The following is a 23,450-nucleotide window of genomic DNA, read 5'->3' as shown; positions in this document are numbered from 1 at the left end:
GGCTGCGCCACAGATATGGGCTTTGGTAGAGCGGCAGGTCCTGTTCACATGCGCACGCGTTTCCACCTCAACGGAACACCCGTCACCGCCGATACGTCCCCCACCACGACCCTGCTGGATTGGTTGCGTGAGGATCGAAACCTCACCGGCACCAAGGAAGGCTGCAACGAAGGGGACTGCGGGGCTTGCTCCGTCATGGTGACAGATGAGACCGGAGCCCGCGCGCTCAATGCCTGCATCCTGTTCATGCCCCAGATCGAGGGCAAGGCGATCCGCACCGTCGAAGGGATCGCCGCGCCGGACGGCACCCTGCACCCCGTGCAAGAGGCGATGATCAAACACCACGGCAGCCAATGCGGCTTCTGCACGCCGGGGTTCGTAACAACAATGGCCACCGCGCACCTGAACGGGGCCACCGATCACGACACGCAACTGGCCGGAAACCTGTGCCGGTGCACCGGCTATGCCCCCATCATCCGCGCCGCCCAGGAGGCCGAACATGCGCCCGTCCCTGATCACATGCACGACACCCCCCTTCTTTTGACCAAAAATACCGCGGGGGAGCCGCAGGCGGGGGCAGAGCCCCCAATCACGCCCGCAGCCCTCGCCACGTGGATGGATCAGACCCCCCAAGGCACCTTGATCGCAGGCGCGACGGATGTCGGGCTGTGGGTCAACAAGGGTTTCCGCGACCTCGGGCCAGTCGCCTTTCTCAACCGCATTCCGGAACTGGCGGGGGTCGACGTCAGCGACGATACGATCCGCATTGGCGCGGCCACAACGCTCAGCGATCTGCAACGCGCAATTGCGCCGCACTACCCCGCCTTTGCCGAACTGATCCGGCGCTACGGGTCGGTGCAGGTGCGCAACGCAGCGACCATCGGGGGCAATGTCGCCAACGGGTCACCCATCGGGGATGGCTCCCCTGCGTTGATCGCGCTCGATGCAACGCTGCATCTGCGCAGCGTCAACGGGACGCGCACCTTGCCGCTGGAGGATTTTTTCGTCGCTTATGGCAAGCAGGATCGCGCAGATAATGAGTTCATCGAGGCCATCAGCATTCCGCGCCGCACAGATCATCTGCGCTGCTACAAACTGTCCAAACGATTTGATCAGGACATCTCGGCCGTATGCGGCTGTTTCTGGATCGAAGTCACCGAGGGCATCGTGACCCAAGCGCGTCTTGCCTTTGGCGGGATGGCCGGCACACCGTGCCGCGCTGGCTGGGCCGAGGCCGCGCTCAATGGCAACTCATGGAACGAGGCCACAATCGCCGCGGCAATGACCGCCCTGTCCCAAGATTTTACGCCACTCTCGGACATGCGTGCCTCGGCCAGCTATCGGATGGAGGCCGCGCAAAACATGCTGTTGCGCGCTTGGCTCGAAGATCAGGGACAGACGGCAAATGTGCTGGAGGTCACCCCATGAGCATCGCAACCCCCCTGCCCCATGACGCCGCCCATCTGCATGTGACCGGAGCCGCGCGCTATGTCGATGACACGCCCACGCCAAGCGGCACATTGCACCTCGCCTTTGGGCTCAGCACGTCGGCAAGTGGCAGGATCACGGCGCTTGACCTTGAGGCTGCGCGCTCAGCTCCGGGTGTTGTGGATGTCGTGGTGGCGGATGATCTGCCGTTCGATAATGACGTCTCGCCCTCCGCCCATGACGAACCACTACTCGCCAAGGAAACCGTGCATTATGTCGGACAGCCCCTCTTTTTGGTGATCGCCACGTCGCACCTCGCCGCGCGGTTTGCAGCGCGTCAGGCCAAGGTCGAGATTGCGGAAAGCACGCCGACTTTCAGCATCGAAGACGCGCTTGCCGCCGACGCGCGGTTTGAGGACGGCCCGCGCATCTATGAACGCGGGGATGCCGCGCGCGCCCTCGCCCAGGCCGAAAATAGCCTGTCGGGCCAGTTCCATATCGGCGGACAAGAGCACTTTTATCTCGAGGGGCAAGCCGCCCTCGCCCTGCCCGGCGAAGACGGGGATATGCACGTCATCTCATCGACCCAACACCCCACAGAGATCCAGCACAAAGTGGCCGAAGCCATTGGCAAACCCATGCACGCCGTGCGGGTTGAAACCCGGCGGATGGGGGGCGGATTTGGGGGCAAGGAAAGCCAGGGCAATGCCTTGGCCGTCGCCTGCGCGGTTGCCGCGCTGCGCACCGGCAAGCCGTGCAAGATGCGCTATGATCGTGATGACGACATGATCGTGACGGGCAAGCGGCACGATTTCCGCATCGACTACGACGTCGGCTTTGATGCTAAGGGGCGGATCACCGCGCTGGATGTGCGCCACTTTACCCGCTGCGGGTGGGCGATGGATCTGTCCCTGCCCGTCGCTGACCGGGCCATGCTGCATGCGGACAACGCCTATTGGTTGCCGGATATGCGCATCGAAAGCCATCGTTTGCGCACCAATACGCAATCCGCCACCGCCTTTCGCGGCTTTGGCGGGCCGCAAGGGATGCTGGGGATGGAACGGATCGTGGATCACATCGCCGCCTACCTTGGCCTTGATCCGCTGCTGGTGCGCCAAAGGAACTTTTATACCTCCGGTGGCGGTATTTCTGGTCAAAAGAAGGCGCAGACTACGCCTTATGGCCAGGTTGTGGACGACTTTATTCTGGATGATTTGGTTGAACAGTTGCGTGCCTCATCTGACTACGACGCGCGACGCGCCGCCATTGCGCAGTGGAACGCTGCCAATCCTGTGCTCAAAAAGGGCATCGCCCTCAGCCCCGTCAAGTTCGGCATCTCATTCACGCTGACCCACCTCAACCAGGCGGGCGCGCTGGTGCATGTCTATGCGGACGGATCAATCCACCTGAACCATGGCGGCACGGAAATGGGTCAGGGTCTGTTCCAGAAGGTGGCGCAGGTCGCGGCCAGTCGCTTTGGGATCGATATGGCCGCCATCAAGATTACAGCAACCGACACCGCCAAGGTGCCCAACACCTCCGCCACCGCCGCCTCGTCCGGCAGCGATCTCAACGGGATGGCCGTCAAGGCCGCCTGCGATACAATCCGTGACCGTATGGCCACGCATCTGGCACAGCTGCATCAATGCGCACCCGACACGGTACGGTTCACGGACGGACAGGTGATTGCCGGTGAGGCGACCTACAGCTTTGCCGAAGTGGCGGCCCTCACCCATCAGGCCCGCATCAGCCTGTCCTCGACCGGGTTTTACAAGACACCCGACATCAAATGGGACCGTATCAAGGGGCATGGCCGCCCGTTTTTCTACTTTGCCTATGGGGCAGCCGTCACCGAAGTCGTCATCGACACGCTGACGGGCGAAAACCGCATTTTGCGCGCGGATGTGTTGCACGATGCGGGCGCTTCGCTGAACCCTGCCCTGGACATCGGACAGGTCGAGGGCGGATATGTGCAAGGGGCAGGCTGGCTAACAACCGAAGAACTGGTCTGGGACGATGCAGGGCGGCTGTGTACACACGCGCCCTCCACATACAAGATCCCGGCCTGCGGTGATCGACCCGACGTGTTCAATGTCGCCCTTTGGGACGGCGAAAACCGGGCCGACACCATCTATAAATCCAAGGCTGTGGGCGAACCGCCCCTGATGCTTGGCATCTCGGCCTTTCTTGCGCTCAGCGATGCCGCGTCGGCCTGCGGGCCGCACTATCCTGACCTGCAGGCCCCCGCCACCGGCGAGGCTGTGATGCACGCCATCCACAAGGCACGCGGCGATGTTTGACCGCGCCCGTCTGATCGCGGAATGCACAGCGCATGGCCGCGTGGTACGGGTGGTTGTGGCCGATGTGCGCGGCTCGGCCCCACGCGAGGTGGGTGCCGCGATGCATGTCTGGGCAGACGGGCAGTCCGGCACGATCGGTGGCGGCGCACTGGAATTTGAACTGGCCGCACAGACGCGCGGCATGCTGCACGACACGCACAGCCGTCACGCGCTTGGGCCGGACCTTGGCCAATGCTGCGGCGGCGCGGTCGATATCCTGAGCGAGGTGTTTGACGGAGCGCGTGCCCGCGCTGTACCCGAGGATGTTTTCGCGCGCGGCACGGGGCCCATGCCGCTGGCCGTCAAACGGGCGCTTAGCACTGCGCGCAATCAAGGGGTGCAGCCTCCGGAAGCTTTGCATGATGGCTGGATGATCGAGCCTGTGCAGGCCCCCGACCGGCCTCTCTGGATTTGGGGGGCGGGGCATGTGGGGCGCGCGCTGGTGGATGTACTGCATCCGGTTCCAGGCCTTGCGATCACGTGGGTCGACACGGCACCCGACCGGTTTCCGCGCACTGTGCCCGAACATATTACCATCGTGCCCGCCGCTGATCCCACGACGCTCGTACCCTTTGCGCCCAAAGATGCAGAGCATCTGGTTCTGACCTACTCCCACGAGATTGACCTCGCGTTGTGCCACGCCCTGCTGCGCCATTCCTTTGCGTCCTGTGGGCTGATCGGATCCACCACCAAATGGGCGCGCTTTCGCAAACGGCTGACCGATCTGGGCCACACGAGCGACAAAATCGCACGCATTCAATGCCCCATCGGCGATCCAGGCCTTGGCAAACAACCACATTTGATTGCGATTGGGGTCGCCTATCGGCTAGCAATGGCGTCGCAAACCATACACCGGCCACTGGAGACCTTTGCGTGACCCCATTGCTTGCCCTGCGCGGCCTGACCAAAGCCTATCCCGGGGTCATTGCCAATGATGCGGTGACGCTCGAGATCGCTCCGGGTGAAATCCACGCTTTGCTTGGCGAAAACGGGGCTGGGAAATCGACGTTGGTCAAGATGATCTACGGGTTGGTGAAACCCGATAGCGGCACGATGCAGATGCGCGGGACCGACTATGTGCCGACCGATCCGCGGGCCGCACGCAGCGCCGGGGTCGGCATGGTGTTCCAGCACTTTTCCCTGTTTGATGCGCTCAGCGTGGCTGAAAACATCGCCCTTGGCATGGAGACGCCCCCCCCGATGCGGGCGCTCGCGACGCAAATTCGCGATGTGTCCGAAACCTATGGCCTGCCACTATCACCCGACCGCACGGTGGGCGATCTGTCCGCCGGAGAGCGGCAGCGCGTCGAAATCATCCGCTGTCTGCTTCAGGACCCCAAGCTGTTGATCATGGACGAGCCGACCTCAGTGCTGACCCCGCAAGAGGTTGATATCCTTTTCGAAACCCTGCGCAAGCTGAGCGCAGAGGGCACCGCGATCCTCTATATCTCGCACAAGCTCGAAGAAATTCGCGCCCTGTGTGATGCGGCCACGATCCTGCGGGGGGGCAAGGTGGTCGGCACCTGTATTCCGCGCGATACATCAGCCCGCGACATGGCGGAACTGATGGTGGGCAGCACGCTGGCAACCCCCAAAGCCGCCGCACACAACACCGGCAACGTGGTGCTGGATGTGACGGGGCTTTCTGCCCCCGCACCGTCGGCTTTTGGCATGGCCCTGAAGGACGTGACGTTTCAGGTGCGCGCGGGCGACGTCCTTGGCATCGGGGGCGTTGCGGGCAACGGGCAGGACGAGTTGTTGGCGGCGCTGTCAGGCGAAACCCCCTGCGTACCCGGCATGGTTTCGTTCCTGGGCCGGGATTTGTCGAACGTCGCGCCCGAGATGCGTCGCGGGCTTGGCGTGCTGTCCGCCCCCGAAGAACGTTTGGGCCATGCCGCCGCCCCCAACATGTCGCTCACCGAAAATGCGATGCTGACCGGGGCGGCACGCGAAGGCCTGTCTGTGCGCGGGCTGCTGAACTGGCCCAAAACCCGCACTTTTGCGGAACGGATCATTGCGGAATTTGACGTGCGCACGCCGGGGCCAGACAATGCCGCCCGGTCCCTGTCCGGCGGAAATTTGCAGAAGTTCGTAATCGGACGCGAAGTGTTGCAGCGCCCCGAGGTGCTGGTCGTCAACCAGCCGACATGGGGCGTGGATGCTGCCGCTGCCGCAGCCATTCGCCAATCCCTTCTGGATCTGGCGGCAGGGGGGGCAGCGGTGGTCGTGATCAGTCAGGATTTGGATGAGTTGATGGAAATCTCGGACCGGTTTGCGGCTCTGAACGAAGGACGGCTGAGCGCGCCGCGCCCCACATCGGAACTGGATGTGGAGCAGATTGGCCTGATGTTGGGCGGAGCCCATGGGATCGAGGTTGCGCATGTTTGATACTGACCCATTACAAACGATGCCAGTGAAACACAGAAACAAGGGACCCCGCCCATGATCCGGCTTGAGGCGCGTCCACAGCCAAGCGCCGTCATGGCCTATGCAACGCCCGTTCTGGCCGTTTTGCTCACCATGATCTTTGGCGGGGTGTTGTTCGCAGTCTTGGGCAAGGACCCGCTTCAGGCGATCACCACGATCTTTTGGGAACCTGTCTTTGGCGAGTTCGCATTTTTCTACCGACCGCAACTGCTGATCAAGGGGGCACCGCTGGTCCTGATAGCGATCGGTCTCGCCTTGGGGTTCAAAGCGGGCATCTGGAACATCGGGGCCGAGGGGCAGTACATCGTCGGCGCAATCTGTGGCGCAGCCGCGGGCCTTGCCTTTTACCCAACCGAAAGCGTCTTCATCTTTCCGCTGATGGTACTGGCAGGTGCATTCGGGGGGTGGGCCTGGGCGATGATCCCGGGCGTGCTCAAGGTGAAGTTCGGCACCAACGAGATTTTGGTGTCCCTGATGCTGGTCTATGTGGCTGAACAGCTTTTGGCCTCTATGTCTTTGGGACTGCTGAAAAACCCCGAAGGGTTCGGCTTTCCCGGATCGCGCAACCTGCAACAATACGCATCCGCCCACAACGCCGAGTTGATCGCAGGTACAGGCATGCATTGGGGCGTGGTGGCGGCCTTGGTTGCGGTCATTCTCGCTTACGCCTTGCTGGCACGACACCGTCTGGGGTTCGCCATCCGGGTCACCGGCGAAGCGCCGCGCGCCGCCAAATTCGGGGGCGTCAATCCGGGCCGTCTGATCCTGTTTTGCCTTGGCACATCGGGTCTGCTGGCAGGTCTGGCGGGGATGTTCGAGGTGTCGGGCCCCGCTGGACAGATCAGCATCGACTTCAATGTCGGCTACGGATTCACCGCGATCATCGTCGCCTTTCTGGGGCGGCTGAACCCGCTTGGGATCGTGGCGGCAGGGCTATTGATGGCGCTCACGTATATCGGCGGCGACATCGCGCAAAGTCAGCTGGGCCTGCCCGCAGCGGCCATTCAGGTGTTTCAGGGGATGCTCTTGTTTTTCCTGCTCGCGCTGGATGTGTTGACGAACTACCGCGTGCGGCTCGGAACCGGAGAGGTCACAACATGATCGGTATGGCAGCGATTTTGGTAGCCTCGCAATGGGACTGTACCAGCCCGCTTGCAGTCGGGACCGGGGCAGATGTTCACGCGCCTGTGCGGATGTCACTGACTTTTGCCGCAGACGGGGTGGCAATGGCAGAGGGATTTGCACAGACGGACAGCACCCTGACCGCCTTTGACTGGAAGGGCCACTGGGTGCCGCACGAGGACCAAATCGCCATGATCGGCACCAAAACCGTTCTGGCTGAACGCCGCGCAGGAACAGAAATCCGCCTCTTGTCGCAGCGTATCCAAAGCGACGTCATCATCCTGAACATGATCCACAACACCAACGACGTCTCACTTCTGCGTTGCTTGCCGGAGCGTTATTGAATGGACCTTTCAGCCATCAACCCTGTCCTTCTGATCGCGGCCATGATCGCAGCGGCCACCCCCATTTTGCTGGCCGCCATTGGCGAGTTGGTGGTCGAGCGCGCAGGGGTGCTGAACCTTGGGGTCGAGGGGATGATGATCACCGGCGCGGTCTGCGGGTTCATCATCACGGTCAATATCGGCTCGCCCACGGTCGGGTTCATCGCAGCGGCCATAGGCGGGGCGGTGTTGTCCCTGTTGTTCGCATTTCTCACCCAGATTGCGCTGGCCAATCAGGTGGCCTCGGGCCTCGCGCTGACCTTGTTCGGGCTCGGGCTGTCCGCGCTGATGGGCCAAAGCTATGTGGGCATCAAACCGCCCCGGGTAGAGGCGACTCCGCTTGGACCACTTGCAGACATACCCGTCATCGGACCAATCGTTTTCGGACATGATATGGTTGTCTACATCGGGCTGGCCATCGTGGCTGCGACATGGGCCACGCTGAAATTCACCCGGACAGGGCTGGTTCTGCGTGCGGTCGGCGAAAATCACGATGCGGCCCACGCGCTTGGGTACAAGGTCAAACGCATCCGCACCCTTGCGATCCTGTTCGGCGGGGCCTGCGCGGGCTTGGGCGGGGCCTATATCAGCCTTGTCCGTGTACCACAGTGGACCGAGGGCATGACGGCGGGCGTGGGCTGGATCGCACTCGCTCTGGTCGTATTTGCATCATGGAAACCATGGCGCGTGTTGCTGGGTGCCTATCTTTTTGGCGGGATCACCCAATTACAGTTGAACCTGCAAGGCGCAGGCGTTGCCATTCCGGTCGAGTATTTGGCAATGTCCCCCTACATCGTAACGATCATCGTGCTGGTGATTCTTTCGGCGGACAAATCGCGCGCGCCCGGATCACTGGGACGTACCTTTCACGCTTCGGGTTAAGAGGCACATAACAAGCGCGCAACGCCGCGCGAGACATAACTGGGGAGTTATAACTCACATGAAATTCACCACACTCATGGCAAGCGCTGCGCTTGCCCTTGGTCTGGCCGGTGCCGCAGTTGCGGACGGGCACGAAAAAACCAAAGTCGGCTTTGTCTATGTCGGCCCCGTCGGCGATGGCGGCTGGACATACGAACATGATCAGGGCCGCCTCGCGGTCGAAGCGGAGTTTGGTGATGCGGTCGAAACCGTCTTTGTCGAGAACGTCGCCGAAGGACCCGACAGCGAGCGGGTGATGACGCAGATGGCGCTTGATGGGGCCGATCTTATCTTTACCACCTCGTTTGGCTATATGGATCCGACCAACAACGTCGCCGCGAAGTTCCCGGATGTGAAATTCGAGCACGCGACAGGCTACAAACGTCTGCACCCGAACGTGTCGACCTATTCGGCCCGTTTTTATGAAGGGCGCGCCATTCAGGGTCACATCGCGGGCAAGATGACGAAAAGCAACATCATCGGCTACATCGCCTCCTTCCCGATCCCTGAAGTGATCCGGGGCATCAACTCGGCCTATATCCACGCCAAGAAGGTGAACCCGGATGTCGAGTTCAAGATTATCTGGGCCTACACATGGTTCGACCCCTCCAAAGAGGCGGACGCAGCCAAGGTGTTGATCGAACAGGGCGCGGATGTCGTGCTGCAACACACCGATTCCACCGCACCACAGGCGGCGGCCCAGGAAGCGGGCAACGTGATCACGTTCGGCCAAGCCTCGGACATGGGCCAGTACGCGCCCCTGCCCCGCGTGTCCTCGATCATCGATGACTGGGCCCCTTATTACATTGCGCGCACCCGCGCCGTGATGGAAGGCACATGGGAGCAGAAAGACACATGGGATGGCATTGGCGCTGGCATGGTCGGCATTGGTGAAATCTCGGATGCGGTGCCTGCGGATATCAAAGCCGAAGCGCTGGAGATGAAAGCCGCCCTGGCGGACGGGTCTTATCACGCCTTCACCGGCCCACTGAACAAGCAGGACGGCTCGCCTTTCCTCGCAGAGGGTGAAACGGCTGATGATGGCACGTTGGCTGGCATGAACTTCTTCGTCGAAGGGATCGAAGGCGACATCCCCAACTGATCCGACAGACATAATCCCAAAAGGCCCCGTATCACACGGGGCTTTTTTTGTGCGTGATGGTGCGGACTCTCTCAGGTCACATCACCCGGAAAAGATCGCCTCCATCCGGGCATCGAAATAGGCCCATGTGATGCTGGCCTTGTTGCCCGCATAGCCATGATAGTGTGACTTGCCAGAGTCATTGGGCAAACCCGCCCAGATCTTTGCCAGATTGTTCATAAAGGCGTGCCGCTCAAGCTCGCCCGACACGAAGCGGTCCAACCCAGCATCACTCAACAGGATATCAGCCAACTGATCCTGCACCTGTGGTGTGAACCGTACTGCTGGATCGATGCCAGCCCGTTCGACCAACCGACGCAGAGTCGGCGGAATAAACTGATAACGACCAATTGCATGGGGCTGACCGGGGGTCGCGTCGATCCAATCATAGATCTGTTGCAAGGTAAGCGTTGTTGGCGCGCCGTCAGGTCGGATCGTGGCCCCGTATTGAACCGCGTCATAATCCTTGGGCCCGGCCTCGGCCTTGGCGATCAGGGCGCGCAGCTGATCAATTGGCCCATCAGTGGGTCCGCGCAACGCGGCACGCGGTTGCGCAAGTGTCCGTGGCGCAAACAGGCTTTTGCCGGAAACCCCCGCAAACAGGCTCGGAGAGGCACGTGTGTTTGCTTGGGGGGCGTCAATCAGCGGCGCACGGGCCATCATCAAACTGGCACGCGACACCATCGGCATCGCCTCAGCCCAAGCCATCGCGGCCTGAATACATAACCCAACGCAGGCCAAAGGGCCCCACATCTTGCGCATAGCAACCTCATTCTGAAATCATCGCGTGGGGTCTGGATGACGCAAAGCCGTTGACAGAAGGTTGCCCGCGCACGCCGCCTGGGCGGGAAATTACTTCAAATCCGATCTAAACCATCGCGCGGACGCTCAGCCGTTGAGGGCAGCGCGCCGGGCTTGCAGAAAGCGGACAAGTGGTACGTCCTGCGTCAGACTGATTGCCTGATCATAGGCAGCGCGCGCCTGCGCGACCTCCCCTGCCTCGGCTAACAAATCCGCACGCGCGGCCCACATCGCCTGAACCTCCGCACCGATTGATCCTGCCGCTGCGTCCAATGCCGCGAGCCCCGCAGCGGACCCATGCACCTTGCCCGTCACCACGGCCTGCGCAACCAACGCCCCGGCAGATGGCGCGACTTGAAGCAATGCGAAATAGAGCTTGTTCAGCGCCGTCCAATCCGTCGCCCCGGTCGCGGCGCGGGCCATGTGGACCTGTTGGATCGCTGCCTCGATCTGGAAACGACCGGGGGCCGCATGAGCCAAGGCAGCCGTCAAATGCTGGTCCCCATAGCGCCACAAATCCGCATCCCACAGCGCCACATCCTGCTGATCGGTTGGCACCAACACATCATCGACGACGCGGGCGGCACGGCGCGCGTGACCATAGGCGATCAACGCCGCCAATCCCCGCGCTTCGGGCAGGTCCGGCAGAAGCCTCGCAAGCAGCTCAGCCAAATAGAGCGCCTCGCCGCCCATCATGTCCAACGGGGCAAGCCAATCGACGGTGTGGGCAGCATAGACCGCCTCCATCACCGCCTCGGCCCGCTCGGGCAGGGCATCGGGGCCGGGAATGACAAAGGGGATACGGGCGTCGCGGACCTTGGACTTGGCGCGCACCAACCGCTTGGCCAGGGCCGGGGCAGAGACCATGAACACATCCGCGATCGTGGCGGCATCAAGCCCCAGAACGGTCTGCAACATCAACGGGGTGTGCAGATCGCGCGCAATCGCGGGATGGGCACAGACCAACAGCAAGGCCAAGCGATCATCGGGCAGGGCGTCAGCCTCTGTGTTATCCGGTGCAGCCATCTCCGGGGGCTCCTCGGGGCTATGAAAGCGGGCGATATGGCGTTGCCGGTCCGTCATGGAATTGCGCGCCACCCGCAGCAGCCACGCATCGGGAGTGTCGGGCACACCGCGCGTCGGCCAATGGGTCAGCGCGGCGGCGAAAGCCTCGGCCAGCGCGTCCTCGGCCAGCGCGATGTCGCCCGTGCGCGCAGCAAGAAACGCAAGCAGCCGCCCATAACTGTCCCGCGCCGCCCGTTCAGCGGCACGGGCGGTTTGGCTCACCCCTCGCCCATGGCCGAGGGACGGATTTCAACGCGCCCATGCCGCGCAGCAGGGCATTTTTCGGCCCAGGCCAGCGCCGCATCCAGATCAGGCACATCCACGGCGAAGTAACCCCCCAAACGCTCTTTGGTTTCGGCGAATGGGCCGTCCTGCACCTGTCGGGTGCCGCCCTTGGTGGTCAGGGTCGTGGCGGTGCTGACAGGCTGCAACCAGTCCGTATCCAGAAAGGCACCCGCCTCGTTTAGGGCCGCAATATAGGCCCCATAAAGCTGTTTCTCAGCCTCCCAATCCTCGGCTGTCATGTCAGCAAAATCTGCCGGATCCGAGTACAATAAAAACGTATAACGCATGGTTAAATCCTTCTTTTCAAATTGCGGCGGCCAGGTTGCCAAGGCCCCGCTCGAAAGTTTTGCCGATCATGGCGTCCATGAACAGACCCATGACGCGCCCAACCGGGTTAAACCCCATATCGGCGTCCATGCTCCACGTCACAACGACCCCGTCGGCAACAGCTTGGGCGGCTATCATCTGCCTGGGCTGGCCCATCGCACCAAGGTCGATATCATAGTGCACCGCATCCGGTGACACAGCCGAGACAACCTGCGTCCCGGTTCCGTCCTTGCCATCAAAAGCAAACCCGGAGCCTATACCGGTCTCAGGCCCGAACGGGTCGATCTTCAGATCGGGATCGGCGCTGAGGTACGGGTTGAACCGCTGATAGCCGGTGTTCGAGGCCGCCAGCGCAAGCACCGTATCCGCGTCGCCCGCAAGCGTCGCCTGCCGCTCAACATGCACATGGCGGGGCAACAGCAAACTGCCTGCCGCAAGCAGGGCAACCGCACATGCGCCGCCCCCAAGAAGTGTCCAAATCGTCATTATATCCGTCCTTCAATCGACGAAAGCACCAGCGCTTTCACCAATATGACGAACGGGAACGGGGCAAATGGACATCTGCGCGAAAAAAATCACAAATGTTTGTCAAACATCTCCCAGACGGGCAGCAATCCCTTGATCGTGGTGACGCTTGCCTTGAGCACACCTTGAATGCGCCAATCCGCAGGCATCGGTGCCGACACGGCCAGCGCCTTGCGTTTCAACAGTGCACCATGGGGATGCCCGGGGCTGTAGGGTTTGGGCACCCGCTTGAGCGGGGAAGGCCCCCAATCGCTGATCTGCGCGTTGATTGACTGTTCGGCCCCGTCAAGCACACCTTGCAGCCTATCCCCCCACGTGTCGACAAAAGCGCGGTAGCGGGTCAGGCTGTCACCCTGCAAACCCATCACGCCCATGCCAACGATGAAATAATCCGGCGACAGGCCCCAGAACCATGACGGGGCCAGCGCATCCTTGTCCGCCGGGCTCCACATCACATGCAGGTGCGTGTTGAGCGGGGTTTTGTCCTTGGAAAACCGCACATCGCGGTAGATGCGGAACACCTTGGGGCTGTGGGGTTTCCCGGTCAGGCGGGCGATGTCTTCGGCCACAAGATTCGCGAGAAACCCGGCGGGGGCTGCGATGGCGTCTTTGTAGTGGGCCTTGTGTGGCTCGAACCAATCCTTTGAGTTGTTCTTGTCCAGTTTGGCAAAAAAGGTCAGCGCCTCGTCCACCATCTGCTCAAATCCATCCGCCATCGGGGGTCTCTCCCTCTCGTCATGTCGGGCGGCAAGGTAGCACTGAGGGTCACCCGAAGAACAGGATTTCCGCAGGTGCCCCGAATTTCACATTGCGTGCGAGCCATCCTCATGGCACGAATTTCGGTATGATCAGCGCACCCGACGGAACCCCGCTTTCGCCTTTGACCTTTGGCACCATGCAATTCGGCGGCAACGCGGATACCCATGCCAGCCAAGCCATGTTCGACGCCGCCCGTGCCGCAGGAATCACACATTTCGATACCGCGTTCGTCTATACTGGCGGGCAGTCCGAAACCCTGCTTGGGCAAATGATCAAAGACGACCGGGACGGCCTGGTTATCGCAACCAAGGCCGCTTATGAGGGCGGATCGAGCCGCGCCAATATCCTGTCAGGCTTTGTGATCTCGCAACAGCGGCTTGATCTGGACTGCGTCGATATCCTGTATCTGCATCGATTTGACGATGACACACCCTTGCAGGAAACCTTTGACGCGCTCGCGACTCTCAAACACGAGGGCCGGATCAAACATATCGGTGTCTCCAACTTCGCGGCGTGGCAGGTGGTCAAGGCACAGGGGGTGGCGGCGCAATTTGATGTGCGCATCGACATCGTGCAACCCATGCACAGCCTTGTGAAACGACAGGCCGAGGTCGAAATTTTTCCGATGTGCGTCGATCTTGGGATCGAGATTGCGCCCTATTCCCCGCTCGGGGGTGGTCTGTTGACGGGCAAATATGTCGATGGCGGCACCGGACGACTGACCCAGGATGCACGGTATACCGCGCGCTATGATGTGGACTGGATGCGCACAGCGGCCCGGCAACTGACCGTGCTCGCAGGCGATCTGGGGACCAGCCCCGCAACCCTCGCCGTTGCGTGGGCCATTGCGCACCCTGCCCGCCCACGCCCTATCATTTCAGCGCGCAATGCCGATCAGTTGGCCCCCTCGCTGGCCGCGCTGAGCTTTGACATGACACGCGACCTTTATGATCGGATCACGGCGCTGAGCGTCACGCCCCCCCCAGCCACAGACCGTATCGAAGAGACGTGAGAGACGTTATCGTCATCGGCGGCGGGATCGCCGGTGTTTCTGCCGCTGCGCGCCTGTCCGAGCACGCCACCGTTACCTTGATCGAGGCCGAAAGCACACTTGGGTATCACGCCTCTGGCCGCTCGGCGGCACTGTTTGAAGAGAACTACGGTTGCCCGTCCGTTGTGGCCCTCAACCGCGCCAGCGCGGCCTATCACCAACCCTATCTCAGCGCGCGCGGGTTTCTTCTGCTCGGACGCACGGGTGAGGATGCGGGTTTTGACGCCGACTTGAAGGCGCTGAAAACGCAGGAGATTTCGGTCGATACCGCGCGGGCGCGCGTGCCTATCCTGAACAACACCATCACCCGTGCCGCTTATCACAGCGGGGCGCAAGATATCGACACCGACCGGATAATGCAGGATTTCGCCAAAAATCTGCGCGCAAATGGGGGCAGGATCGTCTCCGGCCAGCCGGTCCATGCGATCAGCCATACCAAACACTGGACAGTGCAATACGGCACGGATCAGCTGACAGCGCGCACGCTGGTGAATGCGGCAGGCGCGTGGGCGGACAGGATTGCAGAAATGGCCGGGATCAGACCCATCGGGATTACCCCGCTGCGCCGTTCAATGGCGCGGATACCCGCACCGGATGGGCACGACGTGTCGGGCTGGCCGATCTTTTTCGGTGTGGGCGAGACATGGTATGCCAAACCGGATGCGGGCAAATTGCTTGTCTCACCCGCGGACGAAGACCCGTACGCCCCCGCTGACGCATGGGCTGACGACATGGTCGTCGCCGAAGGGCTTGATCGTTATGGCCAGCACGTCAGCGTATCCGTCACACGGGTCGAAACCACCTGGGCCGGTTTGCGCAGCTTTGCGCCGGATCGCGCGCTGGTGTTGGGGCCGGACCCGGCCAACCGGTCATTCATTTGGTGCGCAGGTCAGGGCGGGTATGGGTTTTCCACAGCCCCTGCCGCCAGCCAGCTTGTTGCGGACCTCACTCTGGGACACAGTGTCCAGATCGACGCCTCCTTTGTTGCCGCCCTGTCGCCCGACCGTTTCTGAATCCGAAGGGAATCCCATGTTCAAACGCGCCCTCGCCTTGTGTTTTTTGCTCGCCGCATGCGCCCCTGCACCCACACCGTTCTCTGGACCCATGGTGATTGGCGACAGCGACCCGGTACGGTTTTCAGGGCGTCAGCCCACCACCTTCCCCGTGCGTGGCATGGATGCCGCGCGGTTCCAGACATCCGTGGACTGGGCGCGTGCCAAGGCCGTTGGCATCGAGTTTGCGTTTCTGAAAGCAACCGAAGGCGGCGATCTGCTGGACATCAAGTTCAAGGATCACTGGGCCGGGGCTGCACGGGCTGACATCAAACGGGGGGCCTATCATTTCTATTATTTCTGCACATCACCCGAGGTGCAGGCGCAGTTTTTTATCGACACCGTGCCCCGCACGCGCGGCACATTGCCCCCGGTGCTGGACATGGAATGGAACCCGTTTTCACCCACCTGTCAGCGGCGACCCGATGCGGCCACTGTGCGGAACGAAATGCAGCGCTGGATGGACATCGTCACGGCCCATTACGGTCAGGCCCCCATCATCTACACCACACCAAGGTTCTACGAGGAAAACAGATTGGTAGCCTTCCGCAACACGGAATTCTGGCTGCGTACCACCGCCAAAACGCCCGCCGAGGCCTTCCCGGGCCAAAAGTGGACGTTCTGGCAGTATACCTCGACCGGCACATTGCCCAACACACCGGGGGCCATTGATATCAACGCCTTCAACGGATCGGCGGCGGCATGGGATGCCTGGCTGGAACGGCGCACCCTTCGCTAGGGTCGGTGGGCGGGCGCATTTGCCAATCGGCAAACAGAGCCGCCCTACCGGCACTTATCCATCCTTGCGGATCGTCTCGTTCTTGGGGTCATAGGGGCTGTCGACGACAACCTCGGCATCCCACAACTGGTCCAGCATCTTGACCTTCAGCTTGGTGCCCGGCACCGCCAGATCGGGGCTGACATAGCCCATCCCGATGGACTTGCCGAAGGCCACGGAATAGCCGCCCGAGGTCAAACGCCCGACACGTGTGTCGCCATGATAGAGCACCTCGCGCCCCCAAGGGTCGGCATCGTCCGGCCCGTCGATCAGCACGGTCACGCATTTCGAGCGCACGCCAATGGCCTCCATGGCCGCCTTTCCGTGGAAACCCTTGGACAGATCCACAAAGCGGGGCAAATCCGCCTCCAAGGGCGTCGCATCCCGGCCCAGCTCGGTCCCGAAGGCGCGATAGGATTTCTCCTGCCGCAACCAGTTCTGCGCGCGCGCACCCACCAGTTTCATGCCATGCGGTTCACCAACGGCAAGCAGTTGATCCCACAGGTAATTCTGCATCTCGATCGGATGGTGGAGTTCCCACCCCAACTCGCCCGTATAGGCCACGCGGATCGCGCGCACCGGGCACATGTCAAGTTCGATATTGCGCATGGTGAGCCAGGGAAACCGCTTGTTCGACAGAACGGTCGACGGATCGCCATCCTTGACCAGCGCGTTCAAAACATCGCGCGACTTTGGCCCGGCAATCGCAAACACACCCCACTGGGTCGTCACATCATGGCACTCGATATAGCCGAATTCTGGTGCTTTATCCTCGATGGCCTTGCGCAGGTAATCACTGTCATAGGCCGTCCAGGCCCCCGCGCTCACCAGATAATATTCGTCCTGCGCGATCCGTACGATGGTGTATTCGGTCCGCGTCGTCCCCGCCCCGGTCAGCGCATAGGTCAGATTGATGCGCCCCACTGACGGCAGCTTGTTACACGTAAACCAATCCAGAAACGCGGTCGCACCGGGGCCCTTGAGCACGTGTTTGGTAAAGGCCGTCGCATCAATCAGGCCCACGCCCTCACGAATGGCCTTGGCCTCCTCAACCGCATATTGCCACCAGCCCCCGCGGCGGAAGGACCGCGCATCGTGGTCGAAATTCTCGGGCGCGTCGAGGGGGCCAAAGTAATTGGGCCGCTCCCACCCGTTCACAAACCCGAACTGCGCGCCCTTGGCCGCCTGGCGGTCATAGGCGGGCGAGGTGCGCAAGGGGCGGCACGCGGGTCGTTCCTCATCCGGGTGGTGCAAGATATAGACATGATCGTAACATTCCTCGTTCTTGCGCGCGGCAAACTCGGTGGTCATCCAGTCGCCATAGCGTTTGGGATCAAGCGAGGCCATGTCGATCTCGGCCTCTCCCTCGACCATCAATTGCGCAAGATAATAGCCCGTGCCACCCGCCGCCGTGATCCCGAACGAGAACCCTTCGGCAAGCCACATGTTGCGCAAACCTGGCGCAGGACCGACCAGCGGATTGCCATCGGGCGTGTAACAAATCGGCCCGTTGAAATCATCCTTGAGGCCGGACTCTTCACAAGACGGGATCCGGTGGATCATCGCCATATACTGCTCTTCGATCCGTTCCAGATCCAGTTGGAACAGGTCCGCGCGAAAGCTGTCCGGAACCCCGTATTCGAACCGCGCGGGGGCGTTCTTTTCGTAGACACCCAAAATCCAGCCGCCCCGCTCCTCGCGGACATAGGACTGCGCATCGGCGTCGCGAATGACGGGATGTTCCACATTCCCTTCGGCGCGGAATTTCACCAGTTCGGGGTCTTGCTCCATCACGATGAACTGATGCTCGACCGGAATGGCGGGCATCTTGATGCCCAGCATCTTGGCGGTGCGCTGTGCGTGGTTGCCGCTGGCGGTCACGACGTGCTCGGCGGTGATGACGATCTGCTCATCCGAAGGCACGAGGTTGCCACCCTTTTCGACCATCTTGGTCACGGTGACCTCCCACGCCTCACCGGTCCAGTGAAACGCATCGGCCTGCCACTTGCGCTCGATCACCACGCCGCGCTGGCGCGCCCCCTTGGCCATAGCCATCGTCACATCAGCAGGGTTAATATAGCCATCGGTCTGGTGATAAAGCGCGCCCTTCAGATCCTCGGTACGGATCAGGGGCCATTTCGCCTTGATTTCGTCGGGGGTCATAAATTCATAAGGCACACCGCAGGTTTCGGCGGTCGAGGCATAGAGCATGTATTCATCCATGCGATCGTCCGTCTGGGCCATGCGCAGGTTGCCGACGACAGCAAAACCGGCATTGAGCCCGGTCTCTTCCTCAAGGGTCTTGTAGAACTTGATGGAATAGTCGTGGATGTGGGTGGTGGCATAGGACATGTTGAAATAGGGCAGCAAACCCGCCGCATGCCAGGTCGAGCCCGAGGTCAACTCGTCCCGCTCCAGCAGCATCACATCGTCCCACCCCGCGCGCGCCAGATGATAGGCAATCGACGTGCCCACCGCGCCACCGCCAACCACAAGCGCCTTAACATGCGTTTTCATGTCCCCGAATCCCTCAAAAACCTGTTGAGACCTTACTAGAAAATGCGCAGCGGACCCGCGCCAGCAAGCCGACCGCTCAGCAGACAAAAACGACTCCGCGTCACCTGTGTCCCTGTTCGAAATAGAACCCGGTGCAGTCAGCAAAGGGGCACAGAACCCTCTACGCCTCCGTGCCGCGCAGCACTCTTCGGATCAGCCCCCGCTGCGGGGTGCAAAAATCTTGCCAGGATTCATAATGTTATGTGGATCAAGCGCACCCTTGATGGCTGCCATATATTCGGTCGCAGCCCCCAGTTCCTTGACCAGGTACGGCATCTTGCCCTGCCCGATCCCATGTTCGCCCGTACAGGTCCCATCCATGCGGATCGCCTCATCCGCGAGAAAGGCGGTGAACTCTTCGGCGCGCGCAACCTCGCCTTCATCTGCCATGTCGATCAACACAAGCGAATGGAAATTCCCATCACCCACATGGCCCACGACAGGCGCAAGCAGCCCCAACTCTTCGGCCTTGGCCTGCGCGCCAGTCACGGCTTCGGCAAGGCGCGAAATCGGCACGCACACATCCGTCGAAATACCCTGCGCGCCAGGGCGCAATTGCAGCGTCGCCCAATAAAGATCATGGCGTGCCTTCCACAGCTTGTTGCGCTCTTCAGCCGTCGCCGTGGTGGCAAAATCCGTCCCGCCTGCATCTTCAGCGATGGAGCCGAACATCTCTGCCTGTTCCTTCACCCCGTTGTCTGAGCCGTGGAATTCCAGCAATAACAGCGGCGTTTCAGGCAATTCCAGCCCCGCATAGGCGTTGGCCGCGCGCACATTCAGCGCGTCCATCAATTCGATCCGGGCCACCGGGATGCCATATTGAATGGTGGTCATCACCGCCTGACAGGCCGCATCAATCGACGGAAAAGACATGCGCGCTGCCGAGATCGCCTCCGGGATGCCCTGCAATTTCAAGGTGATTTCGGTGATCAGGCCCAATGTGCCCTCAGCCCCGATCAGCAGCCGGGTCAGATCATAGCCCGCGGACGTCTTCTTGGCCCGCTGCGCCGTACGGATCACGCGACCATCCGCCATCACTGCCTCAAGGCTCAGCACGTTATCCTTCATCGTGCCATAGCGCACCGCATTGGTCCCGGACGCGCGGGTCGAGGCCATGCCCCCAAGCGAGGCATTGGCCCCGGGATCAATCGGAAAGAACAGGCCGCGATCGCGCAGATAGGTGTTGAGCTGTTCACGCGTCACGCCGGGTTGTACCACACAATCCAGATCCTCGTTATTGACGCACACGATCTGATCCATCTGGGTCAGATCGACCGATATCCCGCCCGCAGGCGCGTTCACATGCCCCTCAAGCGAGGTGCCGGTGCCGTAAGGAATGACCGGCACGCGGTGGGTCGCGCAGACCTTTACGATGTCGGACACCTCTTGCGTCGAGGTCGGAAAGACCACCGCATCCGGGGCCTGTGCCCTAATGTAGGTGGTGGTATGCGCATGCTGATCACGAACCGCCTGTCCGGTCTGGAACCGATCCCCGAATTGCTGTTTCAGCACTCCGAGGGCCGTCGCAATCCCGTCCTCATTTCGTGGCAGATCAATCGCTTGCACCATATCCGTCTTCTCCTCCTGGCACCCGGCTCAATCGCCCAGTGCGATCCCTTCACGGCGCGGATCGGCCCCACCAACCAGCCCATCTGCCCCAATCGCAATTGCGTGCAGGCCCGAATTCAGCTCACGCACATTGACCTCGAACCCCATCGCCTCGAGGGCGGGGGCCAGATCGGCAGCGGATGTGCCTTCCTCAAAATCATAGGTCCCGAAGCGGTTGACGGCATGGGGCAAATCAATCGCCTGCTGCACGTCCATCCCCCAATCGAGATGGGCAATAATGGCCTTGGCGGTGTAGCCGATGATCCGGCTGCCCCCCGGACTGCCGATGGCCAGAACAGGCGCGTCATCCTTCATCACGATGGTCGGCGACATGGAGGAGCGTGGCCGCTTGCCCGGCGCAATCGCATTGGCAATAGGCACCCCTTCGGCATGGGTGCGAAAGCTGAAGTCGGTCAACTCGTTGTTGAGCAGGAAGCCGTGCACCATCAGCCGCGACCCGAACGCGTTTTCGATGGTTGTGGTCATCGAGGCCACATTGCCAAAGCTGTCCACGATGGAAATATGCGAGGTCGAGGGGAGTTCGATGCTTTCATCATCCGCCCAGTTCGAGGCGTGATCAAAGCCCGGATTGCCCGCAGGTGTTTCGCCAAGCGCCCTGTCGCCCCCCAAAAGAACAGCCCGCGCCGCGAGGTAGTCGGGATCCACCAGACCCGCTGTCGGCATCGGCACATAGTCACTGTCCGCCATAAACCGCCCACGATCTGCAAAGGCCAGCCGCGAGGCATCGCCAATCAACCGCCAGCTTTCGGGGTTTTCAGCCCCGAGGGCGGCCAGATCGTAAGCATCCAGCATGCCCAGAATTTGCCCGACCGTCAGCGCCCCGGACGAGGGCGGACCCATGCCGCACACCTCATGCGCGCGGTAGCTGGCACAGACGGGCGCGCGTTCCTTCACCTGATAAATCGACAGATCAAGCGTGGAAAGAACGCCCGGATTGCTGGCGTGGCCTTTGACAGTGGCCACGATGTCATCCGCAATCTGGCCCGTATAAAATGCATCCGCACCGCTGGCGGCCATGGCACGCAATGTCTTGGCATAGGCTTCGTTTTGCAAAACGTCGCCTGCCTTCACAGCAACACCTTCAGGATAGAAATAGGCGGCGGTAACGTCAGATGCTGCGGTCAAACGCTCCGCATCCCCCTCGACCAATCCGGCCAGTCGGGGCGAGACGACAAAGCCACCCTCTGCATGATCAATGGCCGCATCAAACAGACCCGCCCAAGGCTGATTGCCCCATTTGTCATGCACCATCTGCAACAGTGCAGGCGTACCGGGCGTCCCGACGGACCGCCCCCCGACAACCGCATCAAAAAAGCCCATCGGCTCGCCATCATCCGTCAGAAACAGTTGTGGTGTCACAGCCAAGGGCGCGGTTTCGCGGGCATCAAGCGTGGTCAACTCACCCGCTTCGGCATCATACCAGACCAGAAACGCACCCCCGCCCAGACCTGAGGATTGTGGTTCGACCAACCCCAAAACAGTCTGCACCGCCACCAGCGCATCCGCCGCCGTACCCCCCTCTGCCAGCACATCCACGCCCGCCTGCACAGCCAGCGGGTTGGCCGCCGACACCATGTAAGTCGCGGCAGAAACCGGCGTGCCCGCCTCCTTTGCGACTTGCGACGCGGCCGCCTGTTCGGACAAGACAACACCTGCGCCCTCGGTTGCGGATTCAGGTTGCACCGCATCGGCGGTCTGCTGGGCCAGCGCGGTGCCCGCGGTCAGAGAAAAAGCAACAGTCAGACAAAAGCGCATCGGTCTCTCCTTTGGTCAAATTCCACGACAAGGCGGGGTGCCTTGCGGTGATTACAGCATGGACGGTACAACCTGATCGGGCGGGCGGTGACCATCATCGAACGTCTTGATGTTGATGATGACTTTCTCGCCCATCTCGACCCGGCTTTCGCGGGTGGCAGAGCCCATATGGGGCAACAGTACCACGTTTTTCAATTCGCGCAGACGGGGGTTTACCTGAGTGCCCTGTTCATAGACATCCAAGCCCGCTCCGGCAATTTCACCTGCCCGCAGCATCCGGGTCAGCGCATTTTCGTCGATCACCTCACCGCGCGAGGTGTTCACGATCACCGCATCCTCTTTCATCAGCTTGAGGCGGCGGGCATTCATCAGATGGAAGGTCGAGGGGGTGTGCGGGCAGTTGATGGACAGCACATCCATCCGCGCAACCATCTGGTCAAGGCTTTCCCACCATGTCGCATCCAGATCCTGTTCAATCTCGGTGCGCAGACGGCGGCGGTTGTGATAGTGGACCTGCATGCCAAAGGCAGCGGCCCGACGGGCCACAGCCTGCCCGATCCGGCCCATACCCAGAATACCCAGACGACGGCCCGCAACACGCCCCCCAAGGAATGCGGTTGGTGCCCATCCGTCCCACGTGCCCGATTGCATGGTCGCCAGCCCTTCGGGCAGGCGCCGGGTGACAGCGAGGATCAAACCCATGGTCATGTCAGCGGTGTCATCCGTCAGCACGCCCGGTGTGTTGGACACGAGAATGCCGCGCTGGCGGGCGGTGGCGACATCAATATTGTCCACGCCCGCCCCATAGTTCGCGATCAGTTTCAGCCGATCCCCGGCCTGCCCGATCATCGCACCATCGATCGTGTCGGTGATCGTGGGCACCAGCACATCAGCGGATTTCATCGCCTCCACAACCTGCGTTCGGGTCATGGGCACGTCACTGTCGCGCAGTGTCACGTCGAACAATTCGCTTAACCGGGTCTCGACCTCGGCGGGCAACCGTCGCGTAACAACAACACTCAGACGATCCTTTGGCATGTGGGGCCTCCCTGACCTTGGCGCGCGCGCCATTTCCATGGCATGGTGGCGGATGTGAGCACGAGGCA

General features: G+C 61.5%; 20 protein-coding genes. 11 read left to right on the top strand and 9 right to left on the bottom strand.

Annotated elements, in window-relative coordinates; all coding sequences use genetic code 11:
• Positions 1 to 48 precede the first annotated feature (48 nt).
• From xdhA to Q0859_RS20035, 8 genes are read left to right on the top strand one after another with little or no spacing between them, the layout of a single operon-like run.
• Entirely contained in the window at positions 49 to 1,428 is a 1,380-nt protein-coding gene (gene xdhA, locus Q0859_RS20070) for a xanthine dehydrogenase small subunit (protein ID WP_299154667.1), read from the top strand.
• On the top strand, positions 1,425 to 3,728 hold the full coding sequence (xdhB, locus tag Q0859_RS20065) for a xanthine dehydrogenase molybdopterin binding subunit (RefSeq protein WP_299154665.1): 2,304 nt from the start codon (positions 1,425 to 1,427) through the stop codon (positions 3,726 to 3,728). The genes xdhA and xdhB overlap by 4 nt, the downstream gene beginning before the upstream one ends.
• Complete coding sequence (gene xdhC, locus Q0859_RS20060) at positions 3,721 to 4,644, top strand: xanthine dehydrogenase accessory protein XdhC (RefSeq protein WP_299154662.1); 924 nt, start codon at positions 3,721 to 3,723, stop codon at positions 4,642 to 4,644. Before xdhB ends, xdhC begins: the two co-directional genes overlap by 8 nt.
• Positions 4,641 to 6,155, top strand: a complete 1,515-nt coding sequence (locus Q0859_RS20055; protein ID WP_299154660.1) for an ABC transporter ATP-binding protein — start codon at positions 4,641 to 4,643, stop codon at positions 6,153 to 6,155. The genes xdhC and Q0859_RS20055 overlap by 4 nt, the downstream gene beginning before the upstream one ends.
• 54 nt (positions 6,156 to 6,209) lie before the next feature.
• Entirely contained in the window at positions 6,210 to 7,295 is a 1,086-nt protein-coding gene (locus Q0859_RS20050) for an ABC transporter permease (RefSeq protein WP_299154657.1), read from the top strand.
• Complete coding sequence (locus tag Q0859_RS20045; RefSeq protein WP_299154654.1) at positions 7,292 to 7,660, top strand: hypothetical protein; 369 nt, start codon at positions 7,292 to 7,294, stop codon at positions 7,658 to 7,660. Before Q0859_RS20050 ends, Q0859_RS20045 begins: the two co-directional genes overlap by 4 nt.
• Entirely contained in the window at positions 7,661 to 8,581 is a 921-nt protein-coding gene (locus Q0859_RS20040; RefSeq protein WP_299154651.1) for an ABC transporter permease, read from the top strand. It abuts the gene before it with no gap.
• A gap of 58 nt (positions 8,582 to 8,639) precedes the next feature.
• Positions 8,640 to 9,722 carry a BMP family ABC transporter substrate-binding protein gene (locus tag Q0859_RS20035; RefSeq protein ID WP_299154648.1) on the top strand — a complete coding sequence of 361 codons (1,083 nt, stop codon included), beginning with the start codon at positions 8,640 to 8,642 and terminating at the stop codon, positions 9,720 to 9,722.
• 81 nt (positions 9,723 to 9,803) lie between these two features.
• On the opposite strand, the gene Q0859_RS20030 is transcribed toward Q0859_RS20035, so the two are convergent.
• The 5 genes from Q0859_RS20030 to Q0859_RS20010 form a co-directional block, all read right to left on the bottom strand.
• Complete coding sequence (locus tag Q0859_RS20030) at positions 9,804 to 10,523, bottom strand: hypothetical protein (protein WP_299154647.1); 720 nt, start codon at positions 10,521 to 10,523, stop codon at positions 9,804 to 9,806.
• Between the two features lie 126 nt (positions 10,524 to 10,649).
• Positions 10,650 to 11,849 (bottom strand): DUF6596 domain-containing protein, encoded by a 1,200-nt coding sequence (locus Q0859_RS20025; RefSeq protein WP_299154644.1) that lies wholly within the window; start codon positions 11,847 to 11,849, stop codon positions 10,650 to 10,652.
• The gene (locus Q0859_RS20020) at positions 11,846 to 12,199 is read right to left on the bottom strand and encodes a YciI family protein (protein ID WP_299154641.1); all 354 of its coding nucleotides are present in this window, start codon (positions 12,197 to 12,199) and stop codon (positions 11,846 to 11,848) included. Before Q0859_RS20020 ends, Q0859_RS20025 begins: the two co-directional genes overlap by 4 nt.
• A 16-nt stretch (positions 12,200 to 12,215) precedes the next feature.
• Positions 12,216 to 12,725: an SRPBCC family protein gene (locus Q0859_RS20015; protein ID WP_299154638.1), complete on the bottom strand. Its 510-nt coding sequence runs from the start codon at positions 12,723 to 12,725 to the stop codon at positions 12,216 to 12,218.
• An 89-nt stretch (positions 12,726 to 12,814) separates the two neighbouring features.
• A complete protein-coding gene (locus tag Q0859_RS20010; protein ID WP_299154636.1) occupies positions 12,815 to 13,480 on the bottom strand; it encodes a DUF2461 domain-containing protein in 666 nt (221 codons plus the stop codon).
• A gap of 128 nt (positions 13,481 to 13,608) precedes the next feature.
• Between Q0859_RS20010 and Q0859_RS20005 the strand changes: the two genes are divergently transcribed.
• The 3 genes from Q0859_RS20005 to Q0859_RS19995 are packed head-to-tail and all read left to right on the top strand — an operon-like array spanning position 13,609 to position 16,365.
• Positions 13,609 to 14,535 carry an aldo/keto reductase gene (locus Q0859_RS20005; RefSeq protein ID WP_299154633.1) on the top strand — a complete coding sequence of 309 codons (927 nt, stop codon included), beginning with the start codon at positions 13,609 to 13,611 and terminating at the stop codon, positions 14,533 to 14,535.
• Positions 14,532 to 15,587 (top strand): FAD-dependent oxidoreductase, encoded by a 1,056-nt coding sequence (locus Q0859_RS20000; protein WP_299154631.1) that lies wholly within the window; start codon positions 14,532 to 14,534, stop codon positions 15,585 to 15,587. The genes Q0859_RS20005 and Q0859_RS20000 overlap by 4 nt, the downstream gene beginning before the upstream one ends.
• Positions 15,588 to 15,603: 16 nt before the next feature.
• Positions 15,604 to 16,365: a GH25 family lysozyme gene (locus Q0859_RS19995; RefSeq protein ID WP_299154629.1), complete on the top strand. Its 762-nt coding sequence runs from the start codon at positions 15,604 to 15,606 to the stop codon at positions 16,363 to 16,365.
• 54 nt (positions 16,366 to 16,419) lie between these two features.
• Here Q0859_RS19995 and Q0859_RS19990 read toward each other — a convergent pair whose 3' ends face one another.
• The 4 genes from Q0859_RS19990 to Q0859_RS19975 form a co-directional block, all read right to left on the bottom strand.
• The gene (locus Q0859_RS19990; protein WP_299154627.1) at positions 16,420 to 18,921 is read right to left on the bottom strand and encodes an FAD-dependent oxidoreductase; all 2,502 of its coding nucleotides are present in this window, start codon (positions 18,919 to 18,921) and stop codon (positions 16,420 to 16,422) included.
• Between the two features lie 192 nt (positions 18,922 to 19,113).
• On the bottom strand, positions 19,114 to 20,529 hold the full coding sequence (locus Q0859_RS19985; protein ID WP_299154625.1) for an FAD-linked oxidase C-terminal domain-containing protein: 1,416 nt from the start codon (positions 20,527 to 20,529) through the stop codon (positions 19,114 to 19,116).
• A 27-nt stretch (positions 20,530 to 20,556) separates the two neighbouring features.
• The gene (gene ggt / locus Q0859_RS19980) at positions 20,557 to 22,344 is read right to left on the bottom strand and encodes a gamma-glutamyltransferase (protein ID WP_299154623.1); all 1,788 of its coding nucleotides are present in this window, start codon (positions 22,342 to 22,344) and stop codon (positions 20,557 to 20,559) included.
• Between the two features lie 51 nt (positions 22,345 to 22,395).
• Positions 22,396 to 23,382: a D-glycerate dehydrogenase gene (locus tag Q0859_RS19975; RefSeq protein ID WP_299154620.1), complete on the bottom strand. Its 987-nt coding sequence runs from the start codon at positions 23,380 to 23,382 to the stop codon at positions 22,396 to 22,398.
• Positions 23,383 to 23,450: the final 68 nt, after the last annotated feature.

Source organism: uncultured Tateyamaria sp. (assembly GCF_947497045.1).
Lineage (GTDB): Bacteria > Pseudomonadota > Alphaproteobacteria > Rhodobacterales > Rhodobacteraceae > Tateyamaria.
The sequence above is the reverse complement of the archived record's forward strand: the minus strand, read 5'-3'. Positions and strand labels throughout refer to the sequence as shown.